At 56.6% G+C, this 23,586-nt stretch carries 23 protein-coding genes; 10 read left to right on the top strand and 13 right to left on the bottom strand.

Annotation, left to right across the window (positions count from 1 at the left end):
- Positions 1-20 precede the first annotated feature (20 nt).
- Complete coding sequence (locus tag ACOZ42_RS09310) at positions 21-2,471, bottom strand: penicillin G acylase (RefSeq protein WP_426345066.1); 2,451 nt, start codon at positions 2,469-2,471, stop codon at positions 21-23.
- A gap of 154 nt (positions 2,472-2,625) precedes the next feature.
- On the bottom strand, positions 2,626-4,038 hold the full coding sequence (locus ACOZ42_RS09315) for an NAD(P)/FAD-dependent oxidoreductase (RefSeq protein WP_426345067.1): 1,413 nt from the start codon (positions 4,036-4,038) through the stop codon (positions 2,626-2,628).
- 228 nt (positions 4,039-4,266) lie between these two features.
- On the opposite strand from ACOZ42_RS09315, the gene ACOZ42_RS09320 reads away from it, so the two are divergent.
- Positions 4,267-4,944 (top strand): TetR/AcrR family transcriptional regulator, encoded by a 678-nt coding sequence (locus tag ACOZ42_RS09320; RefSeq protein WP_426345068.1) that lies wholly within the window; start codon positions 4,267-4,269, stop codon positions 4,942-4,944.
- 318 nt (positions 4,945-5,262) lie between these two features.
- Here ACOZ42_RS09320 and rlmD read toward each other — a convergent pair whose 3' ends face one another.
- The 4 genes from rlmD to surE all read right to left on the bottom strand — a co-directional run bounded on the left by rlmD (position 5,263) and on the right by surE (position 9,278).
- Complete coding sequence (rlmD, locus tag ACOZ42_RS09325) at positions 5,263-6,573, bottom strand: 23S rRNA (uracil(1939)-C(5))-methyltransferase RlmD (protein WP_426345069.1); 1,311 nt, start codon at positions 6,571-6,573, stop codon at positions 5,263-5,265.
- 295 nt (positions 6,574-6,868) lie between these two features.
- The gene (locus ACOZ42_RS09330; protein ID WP_003799634.1) at positions 6,869-7,693 is read right to left on the bottom strand and encodes a peptidoglycan DD-metalloendopeptidase family protein; all 825 of its coding nucleotides are present in this window, start codon (positions 7,691-7,693) and stop codon (positions 6,869-6,871) included.
- Positions 7,694-7,716: 23 nt separating this feature from the next.
- Complete coding sequence (locus tag ACOZ42_RS09335) at positions 7,717-8,541, bottom strand: protein-L-isoaspartate(D-aspartate) O-methyltransferase (RefSeq protein ID WP_003799633.1); 825 nt, start codon at positions 8,539-8,541, stop codon at positions 7,717-7,719.
- Positions 8,538-9,278, bottom strand: coding sequence for a 5'/3'-nucleotidase SurE (surE, locus tag ACOZ42_RS09340; RefSeq protein ID WP_003799631.1), 741 nt, complete (start codon positions 9,276-9,278; stop codon positions 8,538-8,540). Before surE ends, ACOZ42_RS09335 begins: the two co-directional genes overlap by 4 nt.
- A gap of 115 nt (positions 9,279-9,393) precedes the next feature.
- On the opposite strand from surE, the gene plsY reads away from it, so the two are divergent.
- Positions 9,394-10,035, top strand: a complete 642-nt coding sequence (gene plsY, locus ACOZ42_RS09345) for a glycerol-3-phosphate 1-O-acyltransferase PlsY (protein WP_003799629.1) — start codon at positions 9,394-9,396, stop codon at positions 10,033-10,035.
- A 3-nt stretch (positions 10,036-10,038) separates the two neighbouring features.
- Here the strand turns inward: plsY and tsaD are convergent, their stop codons facing one another.
- On the bottom strand, positions 10,039-11,097 hold the full coding sequence (gene tsaD, locus ACOZ42_RS09350) for a tRNA (adenosine(37)-N6)-threonylcarbamoyltransferase complex transferase subunit TsaD (protein ID WP_426345070.1): 1,059 nt from the start codon (positions 11,095-11,097) through the stop codon (positions 10,039-10,041).
- 187 nt (positions 11,098-11,284) lie between these two features.
- On the opposite strand from tsaD, the gene ACOZ42_RS09355 reads away from it, so the two are divergent.
- Positions 11,285-12,577 (top strand): NCS2 family permease, encoded by a 1,293-nt coding sequence (locus tag ACOZ42_RS09355; protein WP_426345071.1) that lies wholly within the window; start codon positions 11,285-11,287, stop codon positions 12,575-12,577.
- Positions 12,578-12,697: 120 nt separating this feature from the next.
- Positions 12,698-13,078 carry a thioredoxin gene (gene trxA / locus ACOZ42_RS09360; protein ID WP_039943056.1) on the top strand — a complete coding sequence of 127 codons (381 nt, stop codon included), beginning with the start codon at positions 12,698-12,700 and terminating at the stop codon, positions 13,076-13,078.
- A gap of 62 nt (positions 13,079-13,140) precedes the next feature.
- On the opposite strand, the gene ACOZ42_RS09365 is transcribed toward trxA, so the two are convergent.
- The 6 genes from ACOZ42_RS09365 to tadA form a co-directional block, all read right to left on the bottom strand.
- Positions 13,141-13,404, bottom strand: coding sequence for a DUF2024 family protein (locus ACOZ42_RS09365; RefSeq protein WP_426345072.1), 264 nt, complete (start codon positions 13,402-13,404; stop codon positions 13,141-13,143).
- A 24-nt stretch (positions 13,405-13,428) separates the two neighbouring features.
- Positions 13,429-13,971 carry a peroxiredoxin family protein gene (locus tag ACOZ42_RS09370; RefSeq protein ID WP_336579450.1) on the bottom strand — a complete coding sequence of 181 codons (543 nt, stop codon included), beginning with the start codon at positions 13,969-13,971 and terminating at the stop codon, positions 13,429-13,431.
- A 201-nt stretch (positions 13,972-14,172) separates the two neighbouring features.
- Positions 14,173-14,769, bottom strand: coding sequence for an IMPACT family protein (locus ACOZ42_RS09375; protein WP_003799618.1), 597 nt, complete (start codon positions 14,767-14,769; stop codon positions 14,173-14,175).
- Positions 14,770-14,777: 8 nt separating this feature from the next.
- Positions 14,778-16,376: an ABC-F family ATPase gene (locus tag ACOZ42_RS09380; protein ID WP_003799616.1), complete on the bottom strand. Its 1,599-nt coding sequence runs from the start codon at positions 16,374-16,376 to the stop codon at positions 14,778-14,780.
- Between the two features lie 63 nt (positions 16,377-16,439).
- Positions 16,440-17,402 (bottom strand): LD-carboxypeptidase, encoded by a 963-nt coding sequence (locus ACOZ42_RS09385; protein WP_059317570.1) that lies wholly within the window; start codon positions 17,400-17,402, stop codon positions 16,440-16,442.
- Between the two features lie 40 nt (positions 17,403-17,442).
- The gene (gene tadA / locus ACOZ42_RS09390) at positions 17,443-17,991 is read right to left on the bottom strand and encodes a tRNA adenosine(34) deaminase TadA (protein WP_426345073.1); all 549 of its coding nucleotides are present in this window, start codon (positions 17,989-17,991) and stop codon (positions 17,443-17,445) included.
- Positions 17,992-18,052: 61 nt separating this feature from the next.
- Here tadA and ACOZ42_RS09395 point away from each other — a divergent pair, with 61 nt between their 5' ends.
- From ACOZ42_RS09395 to cysK, 6 genes are all read left to right on the top strand, one after another.
- The gene (locus tag ACOZ42_RS09395) at positions 18,053-18,997 is read left to right on the top strand and encodes an ABC transporter ATP-binding protein (protein WP_003799613.1); all 945 of its coding nucleotides are present in this window, start codon (positions 18,053-18,055) and stop codon (positions 18,995-18,997) included.
- The gene (locus ACOZ42_RS09400; RefSeq protein WP_003799612.1) at positions 18,994-19,755 is read left to right on the top strand and encodes an ABC transporter permease; all 762 of its coding nucleotides are present in this window, start codon (positions 18,994-18,996) and stop codon (positions 19,753-19,755) included. The genes ACOZ42_RS09395 and ACOZ42_RS09400 overlap by 4 nt, the downstream gene beginning before the upstream one ends.
- 341 nt (positions 19,756-20,096) lie before the next feature.
- A complete protein-coding gene (locus ACOZ42_RS09405) occupies positions 20,097-20,897 on the top strand; it encodes an arginase family protein (protein ID WP_003799611.1) in 801 nt (266 codons plus the stop codon).
- Between the two features lie 31 nt (positions 20,898-20,928).
- Positions 20,929-21,678: a YqcI/YcgG family protein gene (locus ACOZ42_RS09410; RefSeq protein ID WP_336579449.1), complete on the top strand. Its 750-nt coding sequence runs from the start codon at positions 20,929-20,931 to the stop codon at positions 21,676-21,678.
- The gene (locus ACOZ42_RS09415; RefSeq protein ID WP_426345074.1) at positions 21,671-22,579 is read left to right on the top strand and encodes a DMT family transporter; all 909 of its coding nucleotides are present in this window, start codon (positions 21,671-21,673) and stop codon (positions 22,577-22,579) included. The genes ACOZ42_RS09410 and ACOZ42_RS09415 overlap by 8 nt, the downstream gene beginning before the upstream one ends.
- Before the next feature lie 14 nt (positions 22,580-22,593).
- Positions 22,594-23,586 carry a cysteine synthase A gene (gene cysK, locus ACOZ42_RS09420; RefSeq protein ID WP_059317569.1) on the top strand — a complete coding sequence of 331 codons (993 nt, stop codon included), beginning with the start codon at positions 22,594-22,596 and terminating at the stop codon, positions 23,584-23,586.

The following is a 23,586-nucleotide window of genomic DNA, read 5'->3' on the forward strand; positions in this document are numbered from 1 at the left end:
CGCAGGTGCCGCACTCAACGTTAAGGCTGAGGCTGAATCAACAGCATCGTGCTGCTTTGCGCATTACGACGAATGTCCGCATGCGTCACATCCATCGTCTTGCACTCGAAGTTCTCGTACAACTTCAGCTGATCCTCATAATGCGGGCTGCGCACTCCATTGCGGTCGGTGAAACCGCTTTGGCCGGGCGGCATGGCGTCGCAGAACTCCACGCCCTTGGCATCAAACACCACGCGGTTATTTTCCGTGCCTCGATTCTGATAGCCGGTAAAGGCCAAGGTATTGCCAGGCATCGTCTGCGGGGTTCCCGTGAAGTTCTTGTCGCTGAAACGATGCACGGAGGTCGGCATGGTCCAGCGCGCCATCTGAGCGCCCTGCTCCTGGCTCAAGCGAGCCTGCGCATGTCGCAAAGCCTCCAGCATGATTTCTTCAGAAGAGCGCTCACCAAAGACATTCACACGCTTGGGATCGGGATGGGCTTCCAGCGCCAAGGCACGCAACAAGACCTTGGTGCCCATGCTCAAGTTGATGGAACCGGGGTTGGGACCTTGCTGCGTGGCAAAACCAGTCTGGCTATACATGGCGCGATGCGATTCAGGCACCACCGGCATCAAGACCTGCTTGTACATTTCTTCCAGCCAGGTCTTGAAGAGCACCCGCGCCGGTCCGGCATTTTGCCCTCCCTGATCCTGTTCCATTCCATCCCAAGCGAGCAACATCGTCAGCGCCGCCTTGCTGCTATCGTCGGCCGGCAGCTGTTGCGCCAGCTTTTCCAGATGTGGGCGGAAGTAGCGCCAGTTCACATCGCTATAGGAGGCTTTTTGATTGAACTCCCAGATCTCCTGCACACTGAAGAGGTCTTTCTGCTGGTACTGACTGACCAGTTCATTCATGCGGTCGCCATAGGTCCAATAGTAAGTATCCGTATTGGTTTTGTCCGGCGCAGGCTTGTTGTTCCAGTTGACCAGATAGCCCTGGGGTGGATTGTAGGCTTTGGGAATCGCGTCGAAACTCTTGATGCCCAGCCACTCCATGCTGCCATCCCCCTTGGCAGGGACACGGATGTCCTGATCGGCAGGACGCTGGGGCAGGAAGGCCGGCGAGACATAACCAATATTGCCGTGCTTGTCGGCGTAGTACCAGTTGATCGAAATCGCCATCTTGCTGGCTTGATCCAGAAACTCCGTCCAGTTGCGGGCCTTGGCCACGTTCAACCAGGCCAGCAAGGACTGCACCTCATAGCCATCCCAGCTGCGTTTCTTGCTGTACGCCGCGCCCTGATCGTAATCAAACTGCATCACAGGGCCGTGCACGGTGCGCCAGATCGTCATTTCCCGATCAGCCTGACCGCGTACCTGGATACGTTCCTTGCGCTGCTCCATCGTGCGCCAGGCATTGTTGAACCAGTACTGATCGGCACGCGAGGGGTTCAATTTTTCCTGATATATGTCCACCACATCTTGCGGGCCAGCAGTCGCCCCCCAGGCAATCTCGCTATTGGTGCCAAACAGTACGATCGGATAGGCAAAAGGCGTATTACCCACCACATCGAAGCCGGCGCCATGCAAGCCAATGCCATAGGTGTAGGCCGGGTTGTACCAGCCAAACTGTGGGCCGTTGATCAGTACGGTCGAGCCCTCCTGCACTCGCTCGGGGCGAGTGCTCCACAGGTTGCTGGCCTTGGGCGCGAAGTCCGGGCCACGGCCGCCCCAGTGCTTGTCCTGGCGCTCTAGCTCGGTAGCCAGTACTGGCGAGGAAACATGAGCCAGATCCTGCGTCCCTGCTTGTGCCTGCGGCTTGTGCTCGGCAGCGGGGGCCGGAACCGTAGTGGGAGCTGTTGTGTCATTGATCCACAGCAGCTCATCAAACAAGGCACGGCCTCGTTCCGGGCCGTGCTGTTTCTCCAGAGACTGACGCATGGCCAGTGCCGTCACTTCCAGATTCGTGTCGGAGAAGCGATTGGCCATGGAGCCCACCCAGATCATGACCACATCAAAGTCGGTCAGCGGCTCGGGCTGGAAATCAAAATCCACATATTCTTTGGGCAGCAACTCAGGGCGACGCCGCACCTGCTCCAGATAGGCGTTATAGCCATCGGCATAGCCACGAAAAATATCGCGCTCATCCTTGGACAAGGCCGCGATCTGCCGCTGTATGGAAGCCGGGGTGAAGTTCTGCCGCACCTGCATGTCGTACTTGACGTAGGCATCTTGCTCACCAGGGCCTAAGACGGCGGCGGTTGTGCCGACAAAGGAGCGACGCGCCATGTCCATCTGGAACAGACGGTCTTGGGCGACCGCATAACCATAGCCGTAATACAAGCCATAGTGGCTGTCGGCAAAGACGTGCGGCACGCCATAACTGTCCCGCATCACCTCTACCGACTGCACTTGCGCGTGGGTCGGTGCCCCCGCCCAACCCAAGATCAAACCAGCGGCCACAAGCCCGGTACGAACAAGCCCTTTCTGCATATCTGTCCCTTATTTTTATGATACTGAAAATTATTATGAACCTAAAATATTGAAGCCAATACAAATAGGAAATCACAATGTAAAGCAATCAGGATCGAAAACAAGTAAGGGCTTGCCCTAGTCAACGCCGCTGAGCAGGGACTTGAAAGCGTACTTAGAACGACACCAGGCGACCGGGATTAACCGCGCTCATCATGCCTATCGCGGCCTTGACCACGGGGATGGCCAGACCCGATAAGTGATGGCCCAAAGGGATGCTGCGGTGGGTAATATCCGTCAGCATGGCAAAGTCCTCGTTGCGACCCATGACGTCGTCACTAATGGCTTTACCAATACGCACGGTTTGCGCCACGCCGTGACCACTCCAGCCATGCACCATGTACACGGGAACCGCATCCTCGGTCTTGCGCGAGTCCGTGGCACCGTTCAGAGTAAAGTCACTGATCCCGCTCCAGGAAAAGTCCAACTGCACCTGCTCCAGCTGCGGGAAAACCGTCTGGATACGATCCAGCAAGTAGTCATTGATACGGTCAGGAGACCAACTGGTACCGGTGCCCTGCCCGCCAAACAGCAAACGGTTTTGACGCACGGCTCGGTAGTAGTCGATCTGGAATTGTGTGTCATACACCGCACGGTCGGTTGGCAGCAGCTCGCTGACTGGACACTCCAGGGGTTCAGTCACACCTACATAGGTATAGAACGGAACAGTGGTATTGGACTGCGTGGGCAAGAACTGCGAAGTCGTGTCATGCACGGCCAGCACCAAGGCCTGACGCGCCAGAATCGTGCCACCGGGGGTGATGGCCAAGGCGCCCTTTTCCGTCTGCTCGATCTCCTGGACCGGGCTGCCTTCGTAAACTCGACCGCCATGCTGAACCAGGCCATACACCAGTCCGCGCAGCAGCGCCAAGGGGTGCAGTTGACCACCCAAGGTATCCACCACGGCACCGTGATACAGCGGCGAGCGGATTTCCTGCTCCAGCTCGTAACTACCCACAATTTCCACACTGGTATCACCCAGATAGCGGCGGGCATCCGCCCCCTCTACCAGAGCACCCATATGGCCGGCATGAACGGCAGCCGTCAAATGGCCGCGGCGACGATCAAAATCCAGTTCGTAATCCTGAGCGATCTGATCCAGTAGATCCATGGCTTCGTGCGAGGCAAAGCGCCACAAGCGACGAGCTTCATCCAAGGGCAGATGCGCGATCATGTCCGCCGCTTCCCATCGAGCCAGACCCGGTGTCAGTTGCCCGCCGTTGCGGCCTGAGGCCGCCGAGCCAATACTGTCTTTTTCCACCAGCACCACATCCAGACCGGAGCGGGCCAGGTGCAAGGCGGTCGAGGCCCCCAGCAGGCCGCCACCGACCACCAGCACATCGCAGTGCGTGTCAGCTTGCAGGGGTTCAAAGCAGGTCCAGGGTGCAAGAGACGCCTCGTAGTAGGTAGCAGGCGCGACCGCGTCGTTCAGATGGCCTTGCCGCCAGTTCCACAATCGAGGATTACTGGTCAACAAGCTCTGTGCATGAGAAACATCGTTTAAAAGCGTGGGTTTGGAAATAAGCATAAATGTCCTGTGTCTGTTACGGCCCTTTGGCCGCCTGGATCACAGAGCGGAATGCTCCGGTGACGCCCCGTCAACGCGGCGTTCCGTTCTGTCTCGTTATCAACATCCCGTTGCAAAAACGGAATGGAACGATCTTCTTCTACGCTGTAGAATTGAATTTATTCTACTCTGTAGAGTTAAACTTGGCAAATTGACCCGTTACTCTTTTCTCGCACTAAAGGAACACTATTGGCGCACGCATCCCCTCTCACCACGACCCGAACACGCAAACTCAATAAGAACGAGCTGGTGCTGGCGGCCGTCAACTTGATCGAAGAAGCTGGGGATCATGGCTTTTCACTGCGGAAATTGGGGGAACGGGTAGGCTGCGACCCCATGGCCGTGCTCTATCACTTCAAGTCCAAAGAAGGGCTGCTGCGTGCAATGGCGGATTACTTAAGTGGTCGCATTCAACCCGTAGACCGTCACCAGCCCTGGGACGAACGACTCTATGATCTGGCCCGACAATATCGGACTCTGGCGTTGAATTATCCGCAGACTTTTCAACAAATGCAGCGTTTTCTGAATACCGGCAGTGCCGACTACCTGGTCCTTGAGCAGGTGTATGGCGCTTTGCGCGATGCAGGGTTGAGTGATGCCGAGATCCCCGCCGCCTGTGTAGGCTGGTATGCCGCCCTTTACGGCTTGATTCAAGGTGAGCTAAGTGGTTTGATCCGTCCCGTGACAAGCCAAGAACTGGACGAACTTCAACAGTGGCCTGCTGAAGACATCCCCATGCTGCGCCGGGTTCTGCCGCGCTTTGTGCATTTGCACTCCGAGCAGGTATTCAAAATGATGATGGAACTGATACACGATGGCTTGGCTGCCCACGCCAGCAAAGCGGCCACGCCTTCCCCAGACCTGTAACAGCAGAAACGGGCTCACTCCGGATCACAGCACGGATCAAGCTGCGTGGCCCCTACGCGCCCGAATGCAGAACAGCGTGCTACCCGCTGGCATGGCAAAAACAGGAAGTCCACTCCGAGCGCCCGACCGAACAGTGCATACGGCCTTGAGTCAACCTTCGATCCGCCTTTAAACGCCGTTCAGCCCACGTTTTTGGGCTTGAAAGCAGCAGCGTAGGCGATTGAGTGGCGGGGCTGGCGTGAGGAAAAAAAACGCCCCGCAAACTGGAACTCTGTCCACTTTGCGAGGCGCTCTATAACAAGTCTGTCCAGGGCGTGCTTAACGCGTAAAAACAGCAATCGACTCAACGTGCGCCGTATGCGGGAACATATTCACCACGCCCGCCGATTCCAATGTGTAGCCACCTTGATGAACCAGCACACCAGCGTCACGGGCCAAGGTACCAGGGCTACAGGACACATAAACCAGACGCTCGGGACGTTCGTGCTTTTCCAGTTGCGCCAAAGCGGTGGCCACCGCGAAGGCACCGTCACGCGGCGGGTCAATCAACATACGATCAAAATGGCCCAGATCACGTAGCCATTGCACATCCACTTCAAACAGGTTCAGCGTTGTGAATGTAGCCTTGGCCTGCAAGCCGTGAACCAAGGCCGCTTCACCAGCACGTTCGGTCAAGGTGCTGCTGCCCTCAATGCCGACCACTTCGGCAGCACGACGTGCCAGGGGCAGGCTGAAGTTACCCAGACCACAGAACAAGTCGGCCACACGGTGCTCGGGCTTGACGTCCAGCAGGGTCAAGGCACGCGAGATCAGGCTACGGTTAATGTCGTGGTTCACCTGCGTAAAGTCCGTAGGACGATACGGCATGCGCAAGTCAAACTCGGGTAAGGCATAGGCCAGCTTGTCCGCATCTTCGCGCAACAAGGGGTGCGCCGTTTCCGGGCCCTTGGGCTGCAACCACCAGCTAATGTCGTGCTCTTGCCCGAAATCCTGCAAACGCTGGATATCCTCGCTGGTCAGCGGCTCCATATGACGCAGGGTCAGGGTAATGACCCGGTCGCCCATGGCCAGCTCAATCTGTGGCAATCGGTCCGGGCGCGACAGGCCTGCCAGGCAAGTGCGCAAGGGCTCGAGCAGAGCCGATACCTTGGGAGGCAACACGCGGCATTCAGTCATGTCCACAACATAACGGCCATTCTTCTCACGAAAGCCTACCAGCACTCCTCCCTTTTTGGGCACATAACGCATGGAGAAGCGCGCACGGTAGCGGTAGCCCCAGTAGGGGCCATGCAAGGGCGCCAGCACCCGGCCCGGCTTGACCTTGCCGATGTGCGCCAATGAATCCTCCAGCACACGCTGCTTAACCGCCACCTGGGCCGAGGGCTCCAGATGTTGCATGGCGCAACCGCCACAAACCCCGAAATTGGGACAGGGAGGCTCGGCACGCTGGGACGAAGCCTGCAGCAAAGCGGTCATGCGGGCCTTGTCATACGAGTCTTTGGAGCGCACCGTCTCGGCCAACACTTTCTCGCCTGGCAGCGCGCCTTCCACAAACACCACTTTGCCCTCTTTGTGGGCGACGCCGCGGCCTTCCAGATCCAGCGACTCAATTAACAATACGTCAGACATTCGATAAAAACCCAAATAAGCGTCCTGCCAGGCAGATAGGCGCAGTTGCACCGCCGCTAGCGATGGCGAATCGATGATTTTACAATGAGCATCCGGCTCAACGGGTAAAAACAAGCACAATCCGACCATGGCGGTTCCGCAAGGTCACTACCTATGCGGCACATAGATACCACAGAAGGCTGTTGGCTTCCCCCTCAAGATCCGTCTTGGGATCATTCAGGCCCGGCGCTCCACTCCAAACACGTCAGACAAAAAAAGCGGCCAGAAGCCGCTTTTTTCAGACACACTACCGAGTTTATCGCGCAGGCAGATAAGACATCGGGTTAACCGGCGTACCGGAGCGTCGAATCTCAAAGTGCAGACGAGGCGAGGTCGTGTCCGACTGGCCCAGATCGGCAATACGCTGACCCTTCTTCACTTGCTGACCTGTTTTTACATGCAGGACGCTGTTATGAGCGTAGGCGGTAATAAAGCCATTGCTGTGGCCGACCAGGACCATGGAACCCAGGCCACGCACGCCGTTACCGGCATACATGATCTTGCCGTCAGCCGCCGCTACAACCGGGTCCCCCACCTTGCCTTCAATATCAATCCCTTTGGTGGAGGCATTGAAACCCTGGATAATCTTGCCACTGGCTGGCCAGCCCCAGGCAATGAGCGCCGCATCACTGGCGCGAGGGGCCGACACCGGCGTTTCCGTCTTGACAGGGGTGGCAGGACTGACCGGCGAGGTCTGGGTGCTGCCGCTGCTGGCAGGACGTGTAGTGGTCGCCGCCATCGACGTACTTCCATCCAGACGCAGGGTTTGGCCCACACGCAGCATGGATGGATCGGTAATCTGGTTCAACTGTATCAGCGAGTTCACGTCCATGCCGTGCGCTTGTGCAATCTTGTAGAGCGTATCGCCGGGGCGTACGACGTACGTACCCGAAGCCGTGCTGACACTGCCCGCTGCTGAAGAAGAACTCAGGTCAGTGACTGGGGCGCGCTCGGTACGGCTTGCACAACCAGCCAGCAGGGTACTGGTGACCACAGCCGCCACCAGGCACTGACGGGGCGTCAAGAACCACTGTGTACCGGTGGAAGCAGCGGTTAACGGTAACCTGACTGCATGCTGCATATAAATCTCCTGAGAATATCTGACTAAATCTGGGTTCCGGCTCGCATCGGCACGAAGCGAACCGCATCAAGTTCTTCACGACGCCAAGCAGCCTGTCCGGTGCGTTCCACCAAAACCAGGCGCTGTTGTGTCGTACCTTCGGGAGCGATCAGTCGCCCCCCCACTGTTAATTGTTCCAGCAGGCTTCTCGGAATGACCGGGCCGGCTGCCGCCACAACAATAGCATCATATGGCGCCGCCGCCGGGTAACCTTGCATTCCGTCACCAAACATTATGCGTGCCCGTTGCGACAGGCCCAGTTGGCGCATGTGGTCACGCGCCAGATCGCACAGGCCTTTGATGCGTTCTACGGCATACACTTCTTTTACTAATTGTGCCAAAACAGCGGCCTGATAACCACACCCGGCCCCCACTTCCAGCACTTTACTCGGTATTTTATGGTCGCATACCAGGCTGATCATGTGGGCCACGACCCACGGCTGAGAGATGGTCTGCGCAAAGCCGATAGGCAGGGCGTCATCTTCGTAGGCCCGACTGGCCAGACCCTGATCGACAAACTGATGGCGCGGCACCGCCTGCATGGCGGCCAGCACCCGTTCATCAGTGATACCCTGTCGGCGCAAGCGCTCGATCATCATGCCACGCGAGCGTTCCGAGTTCAAACCCAGATTGACACTTGTTGACACTTGTGCAGACAACACCACCGTCGGTGCGGGTTGTAACTGACCGCGCTGCACAATACGGGTATTGCTGTTGGTGGCCGACAGACCACTGCCCAGGCTGGATTTTCCAAACCGGTTGCGTGTTCCGTCCGCAAAAGGATAGCGCTTGCCTGGCTTACTTGTCATTGCACCCAGTCCCGCAAACCCGCCAGCTGCTCGTGATGAGTCAAGTCGGCACGCAAGGGAGTAATAGAAACGGCCCCTTGCTCGACAGCACCAAAATCTGTTCCCTGCTCACTATCGGATACCCCGCCAACGCGACCAATCCAATAGACCGGCTCTCCATAGGGCGTCTGACTCTTGACTACCGGCTCCGAGGGATGCCGCTTGCCAAGACGGGTCACCTGCATGCCCTTGAGCGCCTCATAAGGCAGACACGGAATATTCACGTTCAGCAAGGTATTGGCCGCCAAAGGACGCTGCTGGCAGCGCTCGACCAAATCGCGCGCCACGCGGGCAGCACTGTCCAGATTCTTCCAGCCGCGCTCGATCAGGGAAAAAGCGATGGCGGGAATACCGAACAGATGGCCTTCCATCGCTGCGGCAACCGTACCCGAATACAAGGTGTCATCACCCATATTGGCGCCATTATTGATGCCGGACACAATCAGATCAGGACGAAAATCCAGCAAGCCGGTCAGGGCCACGTGGACACAATCGGACGGTGTACCATTGACAAAATAAAAACCATTGTTGGCCTGGCGCAGCGACAAGGGACGATTCAACGTCAGGGAATTGCTGGCACCGCTGCAATTGGTCTCGGGTGCAATGACAGTGAGCTCGCCCAGTCCTTGCAAAGCTTCATACAAAGCCTCGATACCGGCTGCCGTGTAGCCATCATCATTGGAGACCAGAATACGCATGCTTTACTTTTCCGTTAAAAATCTAACAGGGGCAACAAATTGTACCCGCTGCCTTTGGTATTTTGCTGCAAGGCCGGTAGAATCCGCGCAACAATAATTGTGGAGCTCGATCCTCATGAACGCCGTTTCTTTTGCCGTGGCCGCCCCGCTGGTCGCTCTCTTGTCCTATTTGCTCGGCTCCTTGCCGTTTGCCGTCATCGTGAGCAAGATCATGGGCTTGCAGGACCCGCGCACCTTTGGTTCGAAAAATCCGGGAGCCACTAATGTACTACGTAGCGGCAATAAAAAAGCAGCCATTCTGACCTTGCTGGGCGACGCGTTCAAGGGCTGGCTGGCTGTCTTTCTGACCCAACAAGCCATCAGCAATTGGGGCTGGGCGCCTGCCTTGCTGGGAATCAGTGCCTTTTGTGCCTTTCTAGGTCACCTGTACCCGGTCTTTCTGGGATTCAAAGGCGGCAAAGGTGTGGCCACCGCACTGGGGGTCATTTTAGCGCTGCTGCCCTGGCTGGCGCTGGCCACCGCCCTCACCTGGCTGATCATCGCCTATGTCAGCCGCTACTCTTCGCTGGCCGCCCTGGTCAGCGCGATCTTCGCCCCTTTGTATTACCTGCTCGGCGCCAAGGTCGTCTGGCCCATGAATACTTCCATTGCCACCGCTCTGGTCCTGATCAGTGCCTTTTTACTGTGGCGTCACCAGGAAAACATCCGTCGCCTGATGACCGGCAAAGAAAGCAAGATCGGCGCCAAAAAGAAGTAATCTTCAGGGCTTAAGCTGGGACACGGACTGATTGACGCAGGCCAGATCCCAGCGAGGTCGGATGGCAAAGCCATGCTGACTATCGTCCAGGCGGGCCAGGCCATGCTTGACCCGCATCGCCGCCGCAAAAGCAATCATGGCCCCGTTATCGGTACAAAACTCCAAGGGCGGAAAAAATACCTCGCCCTTCAGACGCGCCACGGCCTTTTGCAAATAGCCGCGCAAATGACGGTTGGCGCCCACCCCTCCGGCCACCACCAAGCGCTTCAGACCAGTTTGCTTCAAGGCCTTGATCGCCTTGGCCGCCAATACATCCACGATGGCCGCTTCGGTGCCGGCAGCCAGATCTGCACGTTGCTGTTGCGTTACCCCTCCCTCCTGCGCCTCCAGCTTGCGCAAACGAGTCAGCACGGCAGTTTTCAGGCCACTAAAGCTGAAGTCCAGCTCTTTGCTGTGCAACATGGGCCGCGGCAGCTCGTACACCGTGGCATCGCCTTGCTCGGCCAGGCGCGACAAGGCTGGCCCACCGGGATAGCCCAAACCCATCAGCTTGGCGCTTTTATCAAAGGCTTCACCAGCCGCGTCGTCCAGCGTTTCGCCCAGCAGCTCATACTGCCCCACCCCGTCGACGCGCATCAGTTGCGTATGCCCGCCCGACACCAGCAAGGCCACGAACGGAAATTCCGGTCGCGGTTCTGCCAGAAGCGGCGAGAGCAAATGGCCTTCCAGGTGATGGATGGCAATGGTGGGTTTTTTCAGTGACCAGGCAATCGACTGCGCCACACTGGCCCCGACCAACAAGGCGCCCGCCAGCCCGGGACCGGCGGTGTAGGCAATGGCATCGACCTGATCGAGTTGCATCTGACAGGAGGCCAGGACCTGACGGGTCAAGGGCAGGACGCGGCGGATATGATCGCGAGAGGCCAGCTCAGGCACCACACCACCGTATTCACGATGCATGGCAATCTGGCTGTGCAAGGCATGGGCCAACAGGCCCTGTTCCGTACTGACCAGCGCCACGCCGGTTTCATCGCAGGAACTTTCAAATCCAAGAATATTCATGGCACTTATTTTAGCCTGCTGTATTGGGGAAAACAGGAATTTATCCCTTCCTTGAAACCAGCCGATAGTATCGGGGTTGTGCCGATACATCGCATAAAAGGGGGGGACGCAGTGGCACACTCGTGGTTAAAATCCCGCATCGATACACTCACGCTCCGATCGCCTAATAATCACAAGGAGGCTGCCCATGTTTGAACGTCTCTTCAAACTCGCTGAGCACGGCACCAACGTTCGCACCGAGGTCCTGGCAGGTATTACTACCTTCCTGACCATGTCCTACATCATTTTTGTGAACCCAGACATCCTGTCGTCCACCGGGATGGATCACAATGCCATCTTTGTAGCGACCTGCCTAGCCGCCGCTCTGGGCACCTTCATTATGGCCTTTGTCGCGAACTGGCCCATCGGCATGGCACCGGGCATGGGCCTGAACGCCTTTTTTGCGTTCACTGTGGTCGCAACCCTGGGCTATAGCTGGCAACAGGCACTGGGCGCCGTGTTTATCTCGGGTGTCATCTTCCTGATCCTGACGGTGACTGGCATCCGGTCATGGCTGATCCGGGGCATCCCGAAATCCCTGCAAAGCGCGATTGCCGCCGGTATCGGCATGTTCCTGGGCCTGATCGCCCTGATGAACTCGGGCATCGTCGTCGCCCACCCCGCGACCAAGATTGGTCTGGGTGATCTGACCCAGCCCGCGGCCCTGTACGCGATTCTGGGCTTCTTTATCATTGCTGCCCTGGATGCACTGAAGGTACGCGGTGCGATCCTGATCGGTATTCTGGCTGTGACCATTCTGTCCATGCTGACTGGTCATAGCGAGTTTGGCGGCGTGGTCTCCGCGCCTCCGTCGCTCATGCCCACCTTCATGCAGTTGGACATCATGGGCGCCCTGCACACGGGTTTTGTTCACGTGATTCTGGTGCTGGTTCTGGTTGAGGTATTTGACGCTACCGGCACCATGATCGGGGTTGCCAAACGTGCCCGTCTGATCGAAGAAGGCAAACCCAACCGTCTGGGCCGCGCCCTGCTCGCTGACAGTACCGCCATTGTGGCCGGCTCCATGCTCGGCACCAGCAGCACCACCGCGTATGTCGAGAGCGCCTCAGGCGTGCAGGCCGGCGGCCGCACGGGCCTGACGGCCTTGACCATTGGCGTACTGTTCCTGCTGGCGCTGTTCTTCTCGCCGCTGGCCGCGACCGTTCCCGGTTACGCCACCGCCCCCGCCTTGCTGTACGTAGCGTGCTTGATGATGCGCGAAATTACCGAAGTGAAATGGGATGACATGACCGAGGCTGTGCCTGCTGCGCTGGCCGCCTTGACCATGCCGTTCACCTACTCCATTGCCAATGGTCTGGCCTTTGGCTTTATCAGCTATGTGATCCTGAAGCTGAGCACGGGCCGGTGGCGCAGTATTCACCTGGCCACGCTGATTGTTGCCATTTTGTTTGTGATCAAGTACGCAATCGCTACGGAATGAAAAACCTTACAGCAAATTCGTGTGGCGCTTTAGGGCTGTCTGGAAAACGAGTACACTGATTGCATGTTTAACGAAGCGGCTGAACACCATCAGCCGCTTTTTTATTGCGGAGGCTCCCCCATGAGCATCGTCGAACTGAACGAAGAAACATTCCAGGCCGCCGTGGAAGACGGCAAGCCACTGATTATCGACTTCTGGGCGCCCTGGTGCGGTCCATGCCGCCAATTTGCCCCCGTCTTTGACGCGGCAGCGGCCAAGCACCCGGATGTCACGTTTGCCAAAGTCAACACCGAGGAAGAGCAGGAGCTGGCCGCGGGCCTGCGTATCCGCTCCATTCCCACCTTGATGGTGTTTCGCGAGCGCGTTCTGCTGTTCTCGCAGGCCGGCGCCCTATCGGCGGCCCAGCTGGACGACCTGGTCGAACAAGTCAAGGCGGTGGACATGGAAAAGGTCCACGCTGAAATTGCCGCCCAGCAAAACCAGGAGCCTGATCAAGCCTGATCGGCTTCCCAACAAGAAAAACGCCAGACATGCAGTCTGGCGTTTTTTTGTCTGCAGCAAGCCTACTCGCAGTTCTCCAGCTCAATGATGGCAAAGCCCCGCCGTTTGATTTCGTTCTCTACCGGCGCCGAAGCGATTTCCGTATGGCAAAAACGGCATTCACGCGAGGTGAAAGTCTCCACATTCACCCCTTTGGCCGCCAGATAACGCTGGCCATAACTTAACACCTTGTCCATATCCTTGGCGTCGTCATTGACCAAAATATCAAAGTGCATGCGACGCCCATCAGGGCGCACCACATAGGTATCAAACACCGCAATCTTCATGACAAACCCTTTTCAGCAAAAAACTCAGTAGGTACACGTCGGCCCGCAAGATGCAGAACCATTCTTGTCCGCGACCGCTTGTGCCTCCTCCCCTTTCTTATCCTGCACATGAGTATTTCGGGCAATCAGCTGACCGACAAAGGCCCCCAGACGTAAATCATCCAGATGCCCCAGCTCTTTCAACGCCAGCTTGCCGTCTCGATCAAAGATGATCGTTGAGGGCGTCCCCCCCAAACCCCATGCCTTCATGGTACGCGGCAAGGGGCCGGTGTCTGAGGGCTGGTCAATGGCGATGGGAAAATTCAAACGGTACTCGTGAACAAAAGCCTGCAAAGCGGCAGGCCCCATCACATCGTGGTGCTCGAACACGCTATGCAAACCGATGATGCGCAGATCATCACGCGAAAACAGAGTATCAAGTTTTCTGGCTTGTGGCAGGCTGTTGATGACGCAACCAGGGCAAAGCAGCTGAAAGGCGGTGACGACCACTACCCGGCCCCGCAAGGACGCCAGGCTTAAAGGTGCCGAGGTGTTAAGCCACTGGCTGGCATGGATTTCATAAGTCATGACGTACCCCCAATGCAGACTGGACCCAATCGAACCCACTGGCCGGATAAGGACGTAAAAGGAGTCACAGAGAGGTAGTATGGCCACAGACTGGACGGCACAGAGAGACAATCGTCTGGAAAAGATACCTTTTCGTCCAGAAAACCGCAGCAGACGCTCTAGCGACAACAGACCAGAGCCAGTCTGCCGTAAAGCGATCATTTATGCCTGTTCGACAGGCTCGCATTCACCTTGGCCGCGCGTCATATTGATAAAGGCTTGCTGAAAGTCTGCTTGATGCCCGAGCGGCAGATTCAATAGCCAGCGCACGCCTTCTGCATCGAACTGCTCGTCCTGAACCTGAACGCCAAAACTGTCGAAACGGGATTGCACCAGGGCCAGATCGGCAAATGAACAGCGGCAGCGCAAGGCGGCCATGGGAATCAGTTCCTGCTTGTCAGCAAGACGCAAACATTGAGCGGCGACGCCGCCATAGGCACGCACCAGGCCACCCGTGCCCAGCTTGACGCCCCCAAACCAGCGAATGACCAGCACCGCGACGCGGTCGCAATCCTGGCCTTCTATCGCTTGCAAAATGGGACGCCCGGCTGTGCCGCCGGGTTCGCCATCATCGTTAAAGCGGTATTCAGACCCGATCTTGTAGGCCCAGCAATTATGCGTGGCATCGGGCACACCCCTGGCCTGAAAGAAGGCCAAGGCCTGGCTGGCACTGTCGACAGGCGCAGCCAAAGCCAGAAAACGGCTTTTTTTGATGTCCTGTTCGAAGCTGGTGGGCTCACGCAGGGTAAAGACCGCCACCCCTACCCTCAGTCCTGTTCGCGACTGGCCAGGTAGTCTTCATAGCCGCCGCGGTAATCCACCAGACGGCCTTCGGGCATCACTTCGATAATGCGGGTTGCCACACCGGAGACGAACTCACGGTCATGGGACACGAAAATCAGGGTGCCTTCAAACTTTTCCAGGGCCATCTGCAAGGATTCGATCGATTCCATGTCCAGGTGGTTAGTCGGTTCATCCAGCAACATGACATTGTGACGGCCCAACATCAGGCGGGAGAAGGTCATGCGGTTTTTCTCGCCACCGGACAGTACTTTCACAGGCTTGATGATGTCGTCGGCTGAAAATAGCATGCGGCCCAGTACGGAGCGCAAAGACTGATCATCGTCGCCGGCCTGACGGAACTGACTGATCCAGTCAAATACATTGTCGTCCGTATCGAACTCATCCGAGACGTCCTGCGCCATATAACCGATATCGGCATTTTCGGACCAGACCACCGAACCACTGTCGGGGGCCAGATCGCCGGCCAACAAGCGCAACAGGGTCGTCTTACCCACGCCGTTCGCACCCACAATCGCGATTTTCTCGCCCGCTTCAATCATGGCAGAAAAATTCTTGATGACGGGATGGTCATAGGATTTGCTCAAACCCTCGACCGTCACCGCCAGGCGGTGCAAGACTTTTTTCTGCTCAAAACGAATAAACGGGTTTTGGCGCGATGAGGGCTTGACCTCGATCGTGTCCGCCTTGAGACGACCAATCTGCTTCAGACGCGAGGTAGCCTGGCGGGATTTGGACTTGTTGGCCGCAAAACGACGCACAAAGTCCTGCAGTTCCCCTATGCGTTCCTTGGCCTTGGAATTGGCTGCCAGCACACGCTCGCGCGACTGCACCGAAGCCAGCATGTAATCGTCGTAGTTGCCGGGATAGACACGCAGCTCGCCGTAGTCCAGGTCGGCCATGTGGGTGCAGACCTGGTTCAGGAAGTGACGATCGTGGCTAATGATAATCATGGTGCTCTGATAGCCGTTAAGCACATCTTCCAGCCAGCGGATGGTGTTGATATCCAGGTTGTTGGTCGGTTCGTCCAGCAGCAGGATATCGGGATTGGAGAACAGGGCCTGAGCCAGCAGCACGCGCAGTTTCCAGCCCGGCGCAATTTCGCTCATGGGCAGTTGATGCTGTTCGACCGGAATTTCCAGGCCCATCAGCAATTCACCGGCCCGGCTCTCGGCGGTATAGCCGTCGTACTCGGCAAAACGGGCCTCCAGCTCGGCGGCCTTCATATAGTCTTCTTCAGTGGCTTCCGGATTGTCGTAGATGGCATCACGCTCTTGCATGGTGTTCCACATTTCGGTGTGGCCCATCATGACGACATCCAGCACCCGCTGGTCTTCGTAGGCAAACTGGTCCTGACGCAACTTACCCAGACGCACGCCGGGGTCCAGCGATACATTACCCCCACTTGGCTCCAGGTCGCCGCCAATGATTTTCATGAAGGTAGACTTGCCCGATCCATTGGCACCAATCAGGCCGTAGCGGTTGCCTCCGCCCAGTTTGACACTGACGTTTTCAAATAAAGGCTTGGCACCAAACTGGATCGTTAAATTAGCGGTGGAGATCACGTAAACGTACTTTGAAAAAGGTTGAGTTCAACCCAGTAGTGTATCAAGCAGGCGCGAAATCCGTTAGTGCTCGTGCTCATCGAGGACCAGATAAGCCATGCCATCCTCGGTGGCCAGACCCACTTCCTGCCCAATAGGCAGACTAACCTTGACCTCCACATGGCCATAAGGTAGTCCCGTTACGACCGGAACCTTGACGGTTTCACGCAACCAGCGCACCACCGACTCCATCTCGAAGCCGTTATCCGAAGCTCCTGTCTTGTAGGCAGTGAAACGACCCAACACCACCGCCATTTGACGGTTCAGCACGCCGGCATGCCAAAGCTGTGTCAACATGCGCTCGACCCGGTACGGAGCTTCGCCCACATCTTCGAGAAACAGGATTCCGCCATCCACCTGCGGGAAATACGGGGTGCCCAGCAAGGAGCAAACCAGGGCCAGATTGCCGCCCCACAGCACACCGTGACCGTCGACCGCATCCGAATCCTCGGACTCAAAACTGAACAACTCCAACTCGCCACGCATCAACTCACCAAAGAGCTCGGTGGTCAGTTCATCCGTTTCCTCTCCGCCAAAATCCGCAATCGCAGTAGGCCCGGTGTAGCTGATGGCGCCGGTCTGGGCAAGCAGCGCTAAATTGAAGGCCGTGAAATCCGACATGCCCACAAAACGCTTGCCACTATCAGCCACCGCACGCCAATCGATCTGACCCAATATGCGGCTCAGGCCGTAGCCACCTCGCGTGGCCATCACAATGGGCTGAGGCTGCTGCAAGGAGCGCTGCACGGCGGCCAGACGCTGAGCGTCCGTGCCGGCAAAGCGTTCGTGGACGGCCAGGGCATCGGGGTCGATATCCACGGCAAAACCCTGTTGCTTCAGTCGTTGACTGGCCAGCTCCAGCCGTTGGGGTTCCATGAGGTGCCCAGAGGGCGAAAACAGGTAGATGCCCGAGCTGTCCGGCTGCCCACACTGGCATTGGCCATGCTCGTGGTGATGATGGTGAGGGTCGTGCTCGGGGCTGCTCATGATTAACCTTGATAATAAAGTGTTTGTTATTTTAGCCAGACTACGGTGCGCCATCCACCAAGGATTGGCCTTGCTGACCCTGCTTTTGCAACCTCTTTTGCTCGCGCCGTTGGCGAAAGAAGTCGCGCAAAGCCTGAGCGGCCTCGTCGGCCATCAGCCCACCTGTCACCCGGGTGTGATGATTAAGTGTGGGATGCAAATGCAAGGACTCCACGCTGCCGCATACCCCGGTCTTGGGATCAGCCGCCGCCCACACCACCCGTGACAGGCGCGCATGCATCAAAGCGCCCAGGCACATCATGCAAGGTTCCAGGGTCACGAACAAGCTCGCTCCGGGCAGGCGGTAATTACCCACTTTACGCGTTGCCGCCCGCAGAGCCACGATCTCGGCATGCTGGGTGGGATCATGATCGCAGACAGTGCGATTGGCACCCACGGACAAAAGTCTGCCGTCTGCATCCAGCAAGACTGCACCGACCGGCACCTCTCCCAGGCTCGCTGCCTGCCGCGCCTGCTCCAGGGCCAAAGCCATGGCCTGGGCATCACTCAAAACCTCACTCTGCGTTTGCGGTGGTAAGCTAGTTGGCATCGTCATATCCATTGCGTTATTCAAACCCTCTCAGCCCAGCAAAAGGGGCATTTTACTGTCTATGCGCAACACTCCCGATTCTCACGCTATTTTGCGTGTCCGAGGCCTGAGCAAACAATACGCGAACGGGCATCAAGCCCTGCACTCATTGGATCTGGATATCTGGCGAGGCGAGATTTTTGCCTTGCTCGGCGCCAACGGTGCGGGCAAAACCACCCTCATCAGCATTATCTGCGGATTGGTCAATCGCAGCAGCGGCACCGTGCAGGTCGATGGCGCCGACAATGTGAGCGACTACAAACGCGCCCGCCAGAAAATTGGCCTGGTGCCACAAGAGCTTAGCGCGGACTCGTTCGAGACGGTCTGGAATACGGTCAACTTTAGCCGGGGCCTGTTTGGCAAAGCGCCCGATCCGGCTCTGATTGAGCAGATTCTGAAAGACTTGTCCTTGTGGGACAAAAAAGACAGTCCCCTGATTACCTTGTCGGGCGGCATGAAACGGCGCGTCCTGATCGCCAAGGCGCTCTCGCACGAACCTGAAATCCTCTTTCTGGATGAACCCACCGCTGGCGTGGATGTGGCTTTGCGCCAAGGCATGTGGGCCCTGGTCAAACGACTGCGCAGCCAGGGCGTCACCATTATTTTGACTACGCATTACATTGAAGAAGCGCAGGAGATGGCCGACCGTATCGGTTTTATCAATAAAGGATCGCTGCAATTGGTGGAAACCAAAGACAAGTTGATGCGTCGCCTGGGCGGCAAAACACTGCTCCTGAATCTGGCTGAGCAGTTGGTCGCCCTGCCCGCCTCCTTGGCCGGCCTGGGTCTGCAAGCGGCCGCTGATGGCATGAGTTTGTTATACCCCTTGGCCAATCGCGAGCAGGACCATGATTTGAGCGCCCTGTTGGCGGCAGTGGGACAGGCCGGCTTGCGAATTACCGACATCCACACCCGGGAGCGCAGTCTGGAAGATATTTACGTTGAGTTTGTAGGGGCACAGTCATGAACTGGTACGCCATCCTGGCTATTTATCGCTACGAAATGTCACGCACCCGTCGCACCCTGCTGCAAAGCATTGTGGCGCCCGTGATCTCGACTGCCTTGTATTTTGTGGTGTTTGGTGCGGCCATTGGCCATCGCATCAATGAGATTGGCGGCATCTCTTATGGCGCATTTATCGTGCCCGGGCTCACCATGCTGTCCGTGCTGACCCACAGCGTCTCGAACGCAGCCTTCGGCATTTACTTTCCGCGCTTTACCCGCAATATTTACGAGATCCTGTCGGCCCCCATCTCCCATTTTGAGATTACCCTAGCCTTTGTCGGCGCTGCGGCCACCAAATCGCTGTTTCTGGCCGCCATCATCCTGATCACCGCGCGGCTCTTCGTCCCTTATGAGATTGCCCATCCGGTCTGGATGCTGGCCTTTCTGGTGCTCACCGCCCTGACCTTCAGCCTGCTGGGCTTTATTATCGGCATATGGGCCGACAACTTTGAAAAGCTGCAATTTGTGCCCATGCTGATCCTGACTCCCCTTACCTTTTTGGGCGGCACCTTCTACGCCATCGACATGCTGCCCCCATTTTGGCAAAAGCTGACCTTGCTCAACCCGGTCCTGTACCTGATCAGCGGTTTTCGCTGGAGTTTTTTTGATCTGGCCGACGTCAATGTCTGGCTCAGCCTGGGCATGACACTGCTGTTTTTAAGCCTTTTTCTAGGCGTAGCGGCCTGGATATTCAAGACCGGCTACCGACTCCGCCCCTGACAGACCGGCCTCAACGCTACTCGGGAAAAATCCGGTGCCTGCCTGTCCTGGCAGGCACGATAAAACCTACTTTTCGGGCGCTGGCAATACAAAAAAAATATATAGAAACTCAAAAATCGGCTAAGCAAGTATTAAGAAAGTCGAATCCTGAGAAAACACCGTAAATTATTAGCTCATTAACAATAATTAACGCACTTGATAACGCTAAAATTTTTTCCATCAGTCTAGAAAAATCAAGTGTTTATATGGCCTGTTTTTTTGACACAGGACAATATTGACAGTAATAACAAGCCTAAATACTATCGAAAAGTCATTTCAACGATTTTTCGGAATAGATCCTCATGGATATCAGCTTGTTATGCTCGCAAGGCCGTGTTGCGGACCGCACCGACAATACCTTGGCAGGCTCCCGCTATACAGCACAGCATCTTGCGGCCTTACTGGGCAAAAAAGAAATTACAGTCGGTCAACTCAGCCCGGCTGAAAAAGACAAATGGCCCGAAAGTCTGGATAAAGCCCGTCCACACTTGGAAAAAATGGCCGCTGCCCTCAGCCAGGAGCTCAGCAAGAACAAGCGGGTCATCCTGACCACCAGCACCTGTCCCACCAGCCTGGCCACCATTCCTGAAGTCGTAAAAAAATATCCTGATATCAAGCTGCTTTGGTTTGATGGCCACGGCGACTTCAACACCCCTACCAGCAGCGATTCGGGATATCTGGGTGGCATGGTGGTCAGCGCCGTCTGTGGAGTCTGGGACGCCGAGCTGGATGCCACCATCCCTCCCGAGAACGTGATTATCGTCGGCGCCCATGATATCGACGCTGCCGAGCAGATCCTGCTGGAGCAGCACCGCGTTCGCGTCATCCCACCCGCCCACGTAAAGCCCGAGACGATTCTTCCGCTGATTGGGGACTCGCCAATCTGGATTCACGTGGATTGGGATGTGCTAGAACCCGGCAACGTGCCCGCCGAATACAAAGTCAAGGGTGGAATCACCCTGGAGCAATTGCGCGCCATTTTCCGTGCCCTGCCGATTGATCAGGTCAAAGGTCTGGAGCTGGCCGAGTTCAGCGCGCAGGACGACGACAACCAGCCGTGGCTAAACAATATTGAAACCCTCGTCACTGACTTACTGAACTAGTCTTGCTGTCACACCGCCCCGGGAGGAGAGAATGTTGATTTCACAGCAGGATCTGCACGAGAAGCTGCCGTCAATGCAGGCGTGGGAAAACACAGCATGGAATGAAATCGAGCAAAAAATACAAAATCCCGATTTCCCCTGCATCTTCAGTCTGAAAGCATGGAAAATCCAGTCCCTCTATCTGGTGTTCTGTCATAAAGGATCACCCGGCAACGAGTATGAGGATTTTATTCAGGGCCTGAAGTCGTATTCCGAGTTCATCATCACCACCCCTGAAAGCGAGCGGCTGTTCAATCCCTTGCTCGTGGTTTTCTCGCCGGATTTTCACGATGGCCACAGCCTGCTGGCCCATGGTTGGGAAGCACTCAATCACGCGCATCGCCATGATCCCTCCCCTTGGCCGGACAGCGTCTCACCCAACCCCGATGACGCCAGCTGGAGCTTTTGTTTCTGCGGGATTGAATACTTTATCAATATGAGCTCTCCGGAGCACATTCAACTGCAAAACCGAAACCTGGGCTCTCATCTTGTATTCGTGATCAATGCACGCCGAAACTTTGATCTGGTTGCCAATGGGCAAACACCCGATGGCCAAGCCACCCGTACACGGATCAGGGACCGCGTCGCCGACTACAACCAGGGTTTCAGACCGGTGGAACTCGGTTCCTACGGCACCGTCGAGAATCTGGAGTGGAAACAATACCAACTTTCAGAACCGCAGGTACCGCGTCCGGCCATCTGCCCTTTCACACAGAAAAAAACGGGAGAAAATTTTGCCTAGCAATGACAAAAACAAAGGCCTGATAGAGCTCTTGCTCGCCATGATCATGATGGGCACAGTGGGCCTGTTCGTTATCGAATCGGGTCAAAATGCCTACAACGTCGTCTTTTATCGATGCCTGCTGGGCTCGGTTTTTCTGCTGATCTACTGCCTGGCGAGCAAGAAATTCAGCGATAGCCAGCTTACGGCCCGAAACCTGATGCTCATTATTGCCAGCGGCATATTCCTGGTCTTTAACTGGGCTTTGCTGTTCGAGTCCTTCAAGGTCGCCTCCATTTCGACCTCCACCACGATCTACCACACCCAGCCCTTTTTCTTTTTGATCATCTGGTCGGTCATCTTCAAGGAAAAGACCGAAAAATCCAAACTGTTCTGGATGCTTATTGCGTTTGTAGGGGTAGCGCTGGTCGCCGATCTTGCCCAGACCTACGACTCGCTGTCCTTCACCCAACTATGGGGAACACTGCTGGCTCTTTCCGCTGCCGTGTTATGGGCCTTGTCCGCCGTCCTCGTCAAGTTCCTGTCTCAGATTTCGCCGTTTATCGTCACCCTGATACAGCTGGTGGTAGGAATTTTCGTGCTTTTCCCCTTTGCCGAACTACAGACTGTGGGAACGATCACCCCGACTCAATGGGCCTGTCTGGTCACGCTCGGCCTGGTGCACACCTGCTTGACCTATGTCTTGATGTACTCGTCCTATAAAAAACTGCCGGCCAGCACCATTGCCATCATGACGTTCATCTACCCGGCCGTCGCCATCTTCATTGACTATCAGTTCTACGATCAAAGCCTGAACGGTTTCCAAATTGCCGGGATTTTCATGATTTTCCTGAGCAGCTATGCCTCCACGCAGAATTTGAAGTTCCCCTTCAAATTATTCAGCCGTCAAGAAACACAATAAACCCTCTCATCCCTATGACAATCCATCATTCCATTCTGGACACGATCGGCAACACGCCCATCGTCAAACTCAACAACACCGCCCCCGAAGGGGTTGAGCTTTTCGTCAAACTCGAATCGTTCAACCCGGGTGGGTCGGTGAAGGACCGGCTGGCCCTGTCGGTCATCCTGGACGCGGAGGCCAAGGGTGAGCTCAAGCCCGGAGACACCATCATCGAATGCACCTCGGGCAATGTCGGGATCGCGCTTGCCATGGTGGCCGCCGCACGCTGCTACAAGTTCATCGCCGTCATGGGGGATAACTATTCAATGGAACGCCGCAAACTGATTCGGGCGCTGGGCGGCGAGGTCATTCTGATTCCGGGGCATCTGGGCAGCAGCGGCGGCAATAAAATCGCGGATGAGCTGGCCCGAGAAAATGGCTGGTTCCGGCCCCGGCAATTTGAAAACCCAGCCAATCCCAGTTATCACCGCATGACGACCGCCTCCGAGATTCTCAGTAACTTCGCCGGCAAACGACTGGACTATCTGGTGACGGGTTTTGGAACCAGCGGAACGCTGACCGGCGTGGGGCAAATGCTGAAGCTGGCTCGACCAGACATCAACATTGTCGTGGCCGAGCCCGAGAACGCCCAGATCCTGGCTAAAGGTCACTGGGAAGTCCATCAGATCCAGGGCTGGACGCCGGATTTTGTCCCCAGCTTGCTCGATCGCGATGTCATCGATTCGCTGGTAACGATCACTGGGCAACAAGCTCTGGAAACCGCCCGGCTCATGGCCGCCAAGGAAGGAATTCTGGTGGGCATTTCGGCGGGCGCCACCATTGCGACAGCAATGCGACTGGCTCAATCTGCGGCACCTGGCAGTGTCATCCTGGCTATGGCTCCCGATACCGGCGAGCGCTATCTCAGCACCGAACTGTTCAATGAGCTGGGTCAGCTGGAAACCGACCCTGGCATCCGATACTGGGAATCGGCCCTGCAAACCCTTGAAAACAGCGAGGCCTGA

The organism is Alcaligenes sp. HNGD-HTN06, from assembly GCF_049932565.1.
Lineage (GTDB): Bacteria > Pseudomonadota > Gammaproteobacteria > Burkholderiales > Burkholderiaceae_B > Alcaligenes > Alcaligenes ammonioxydans.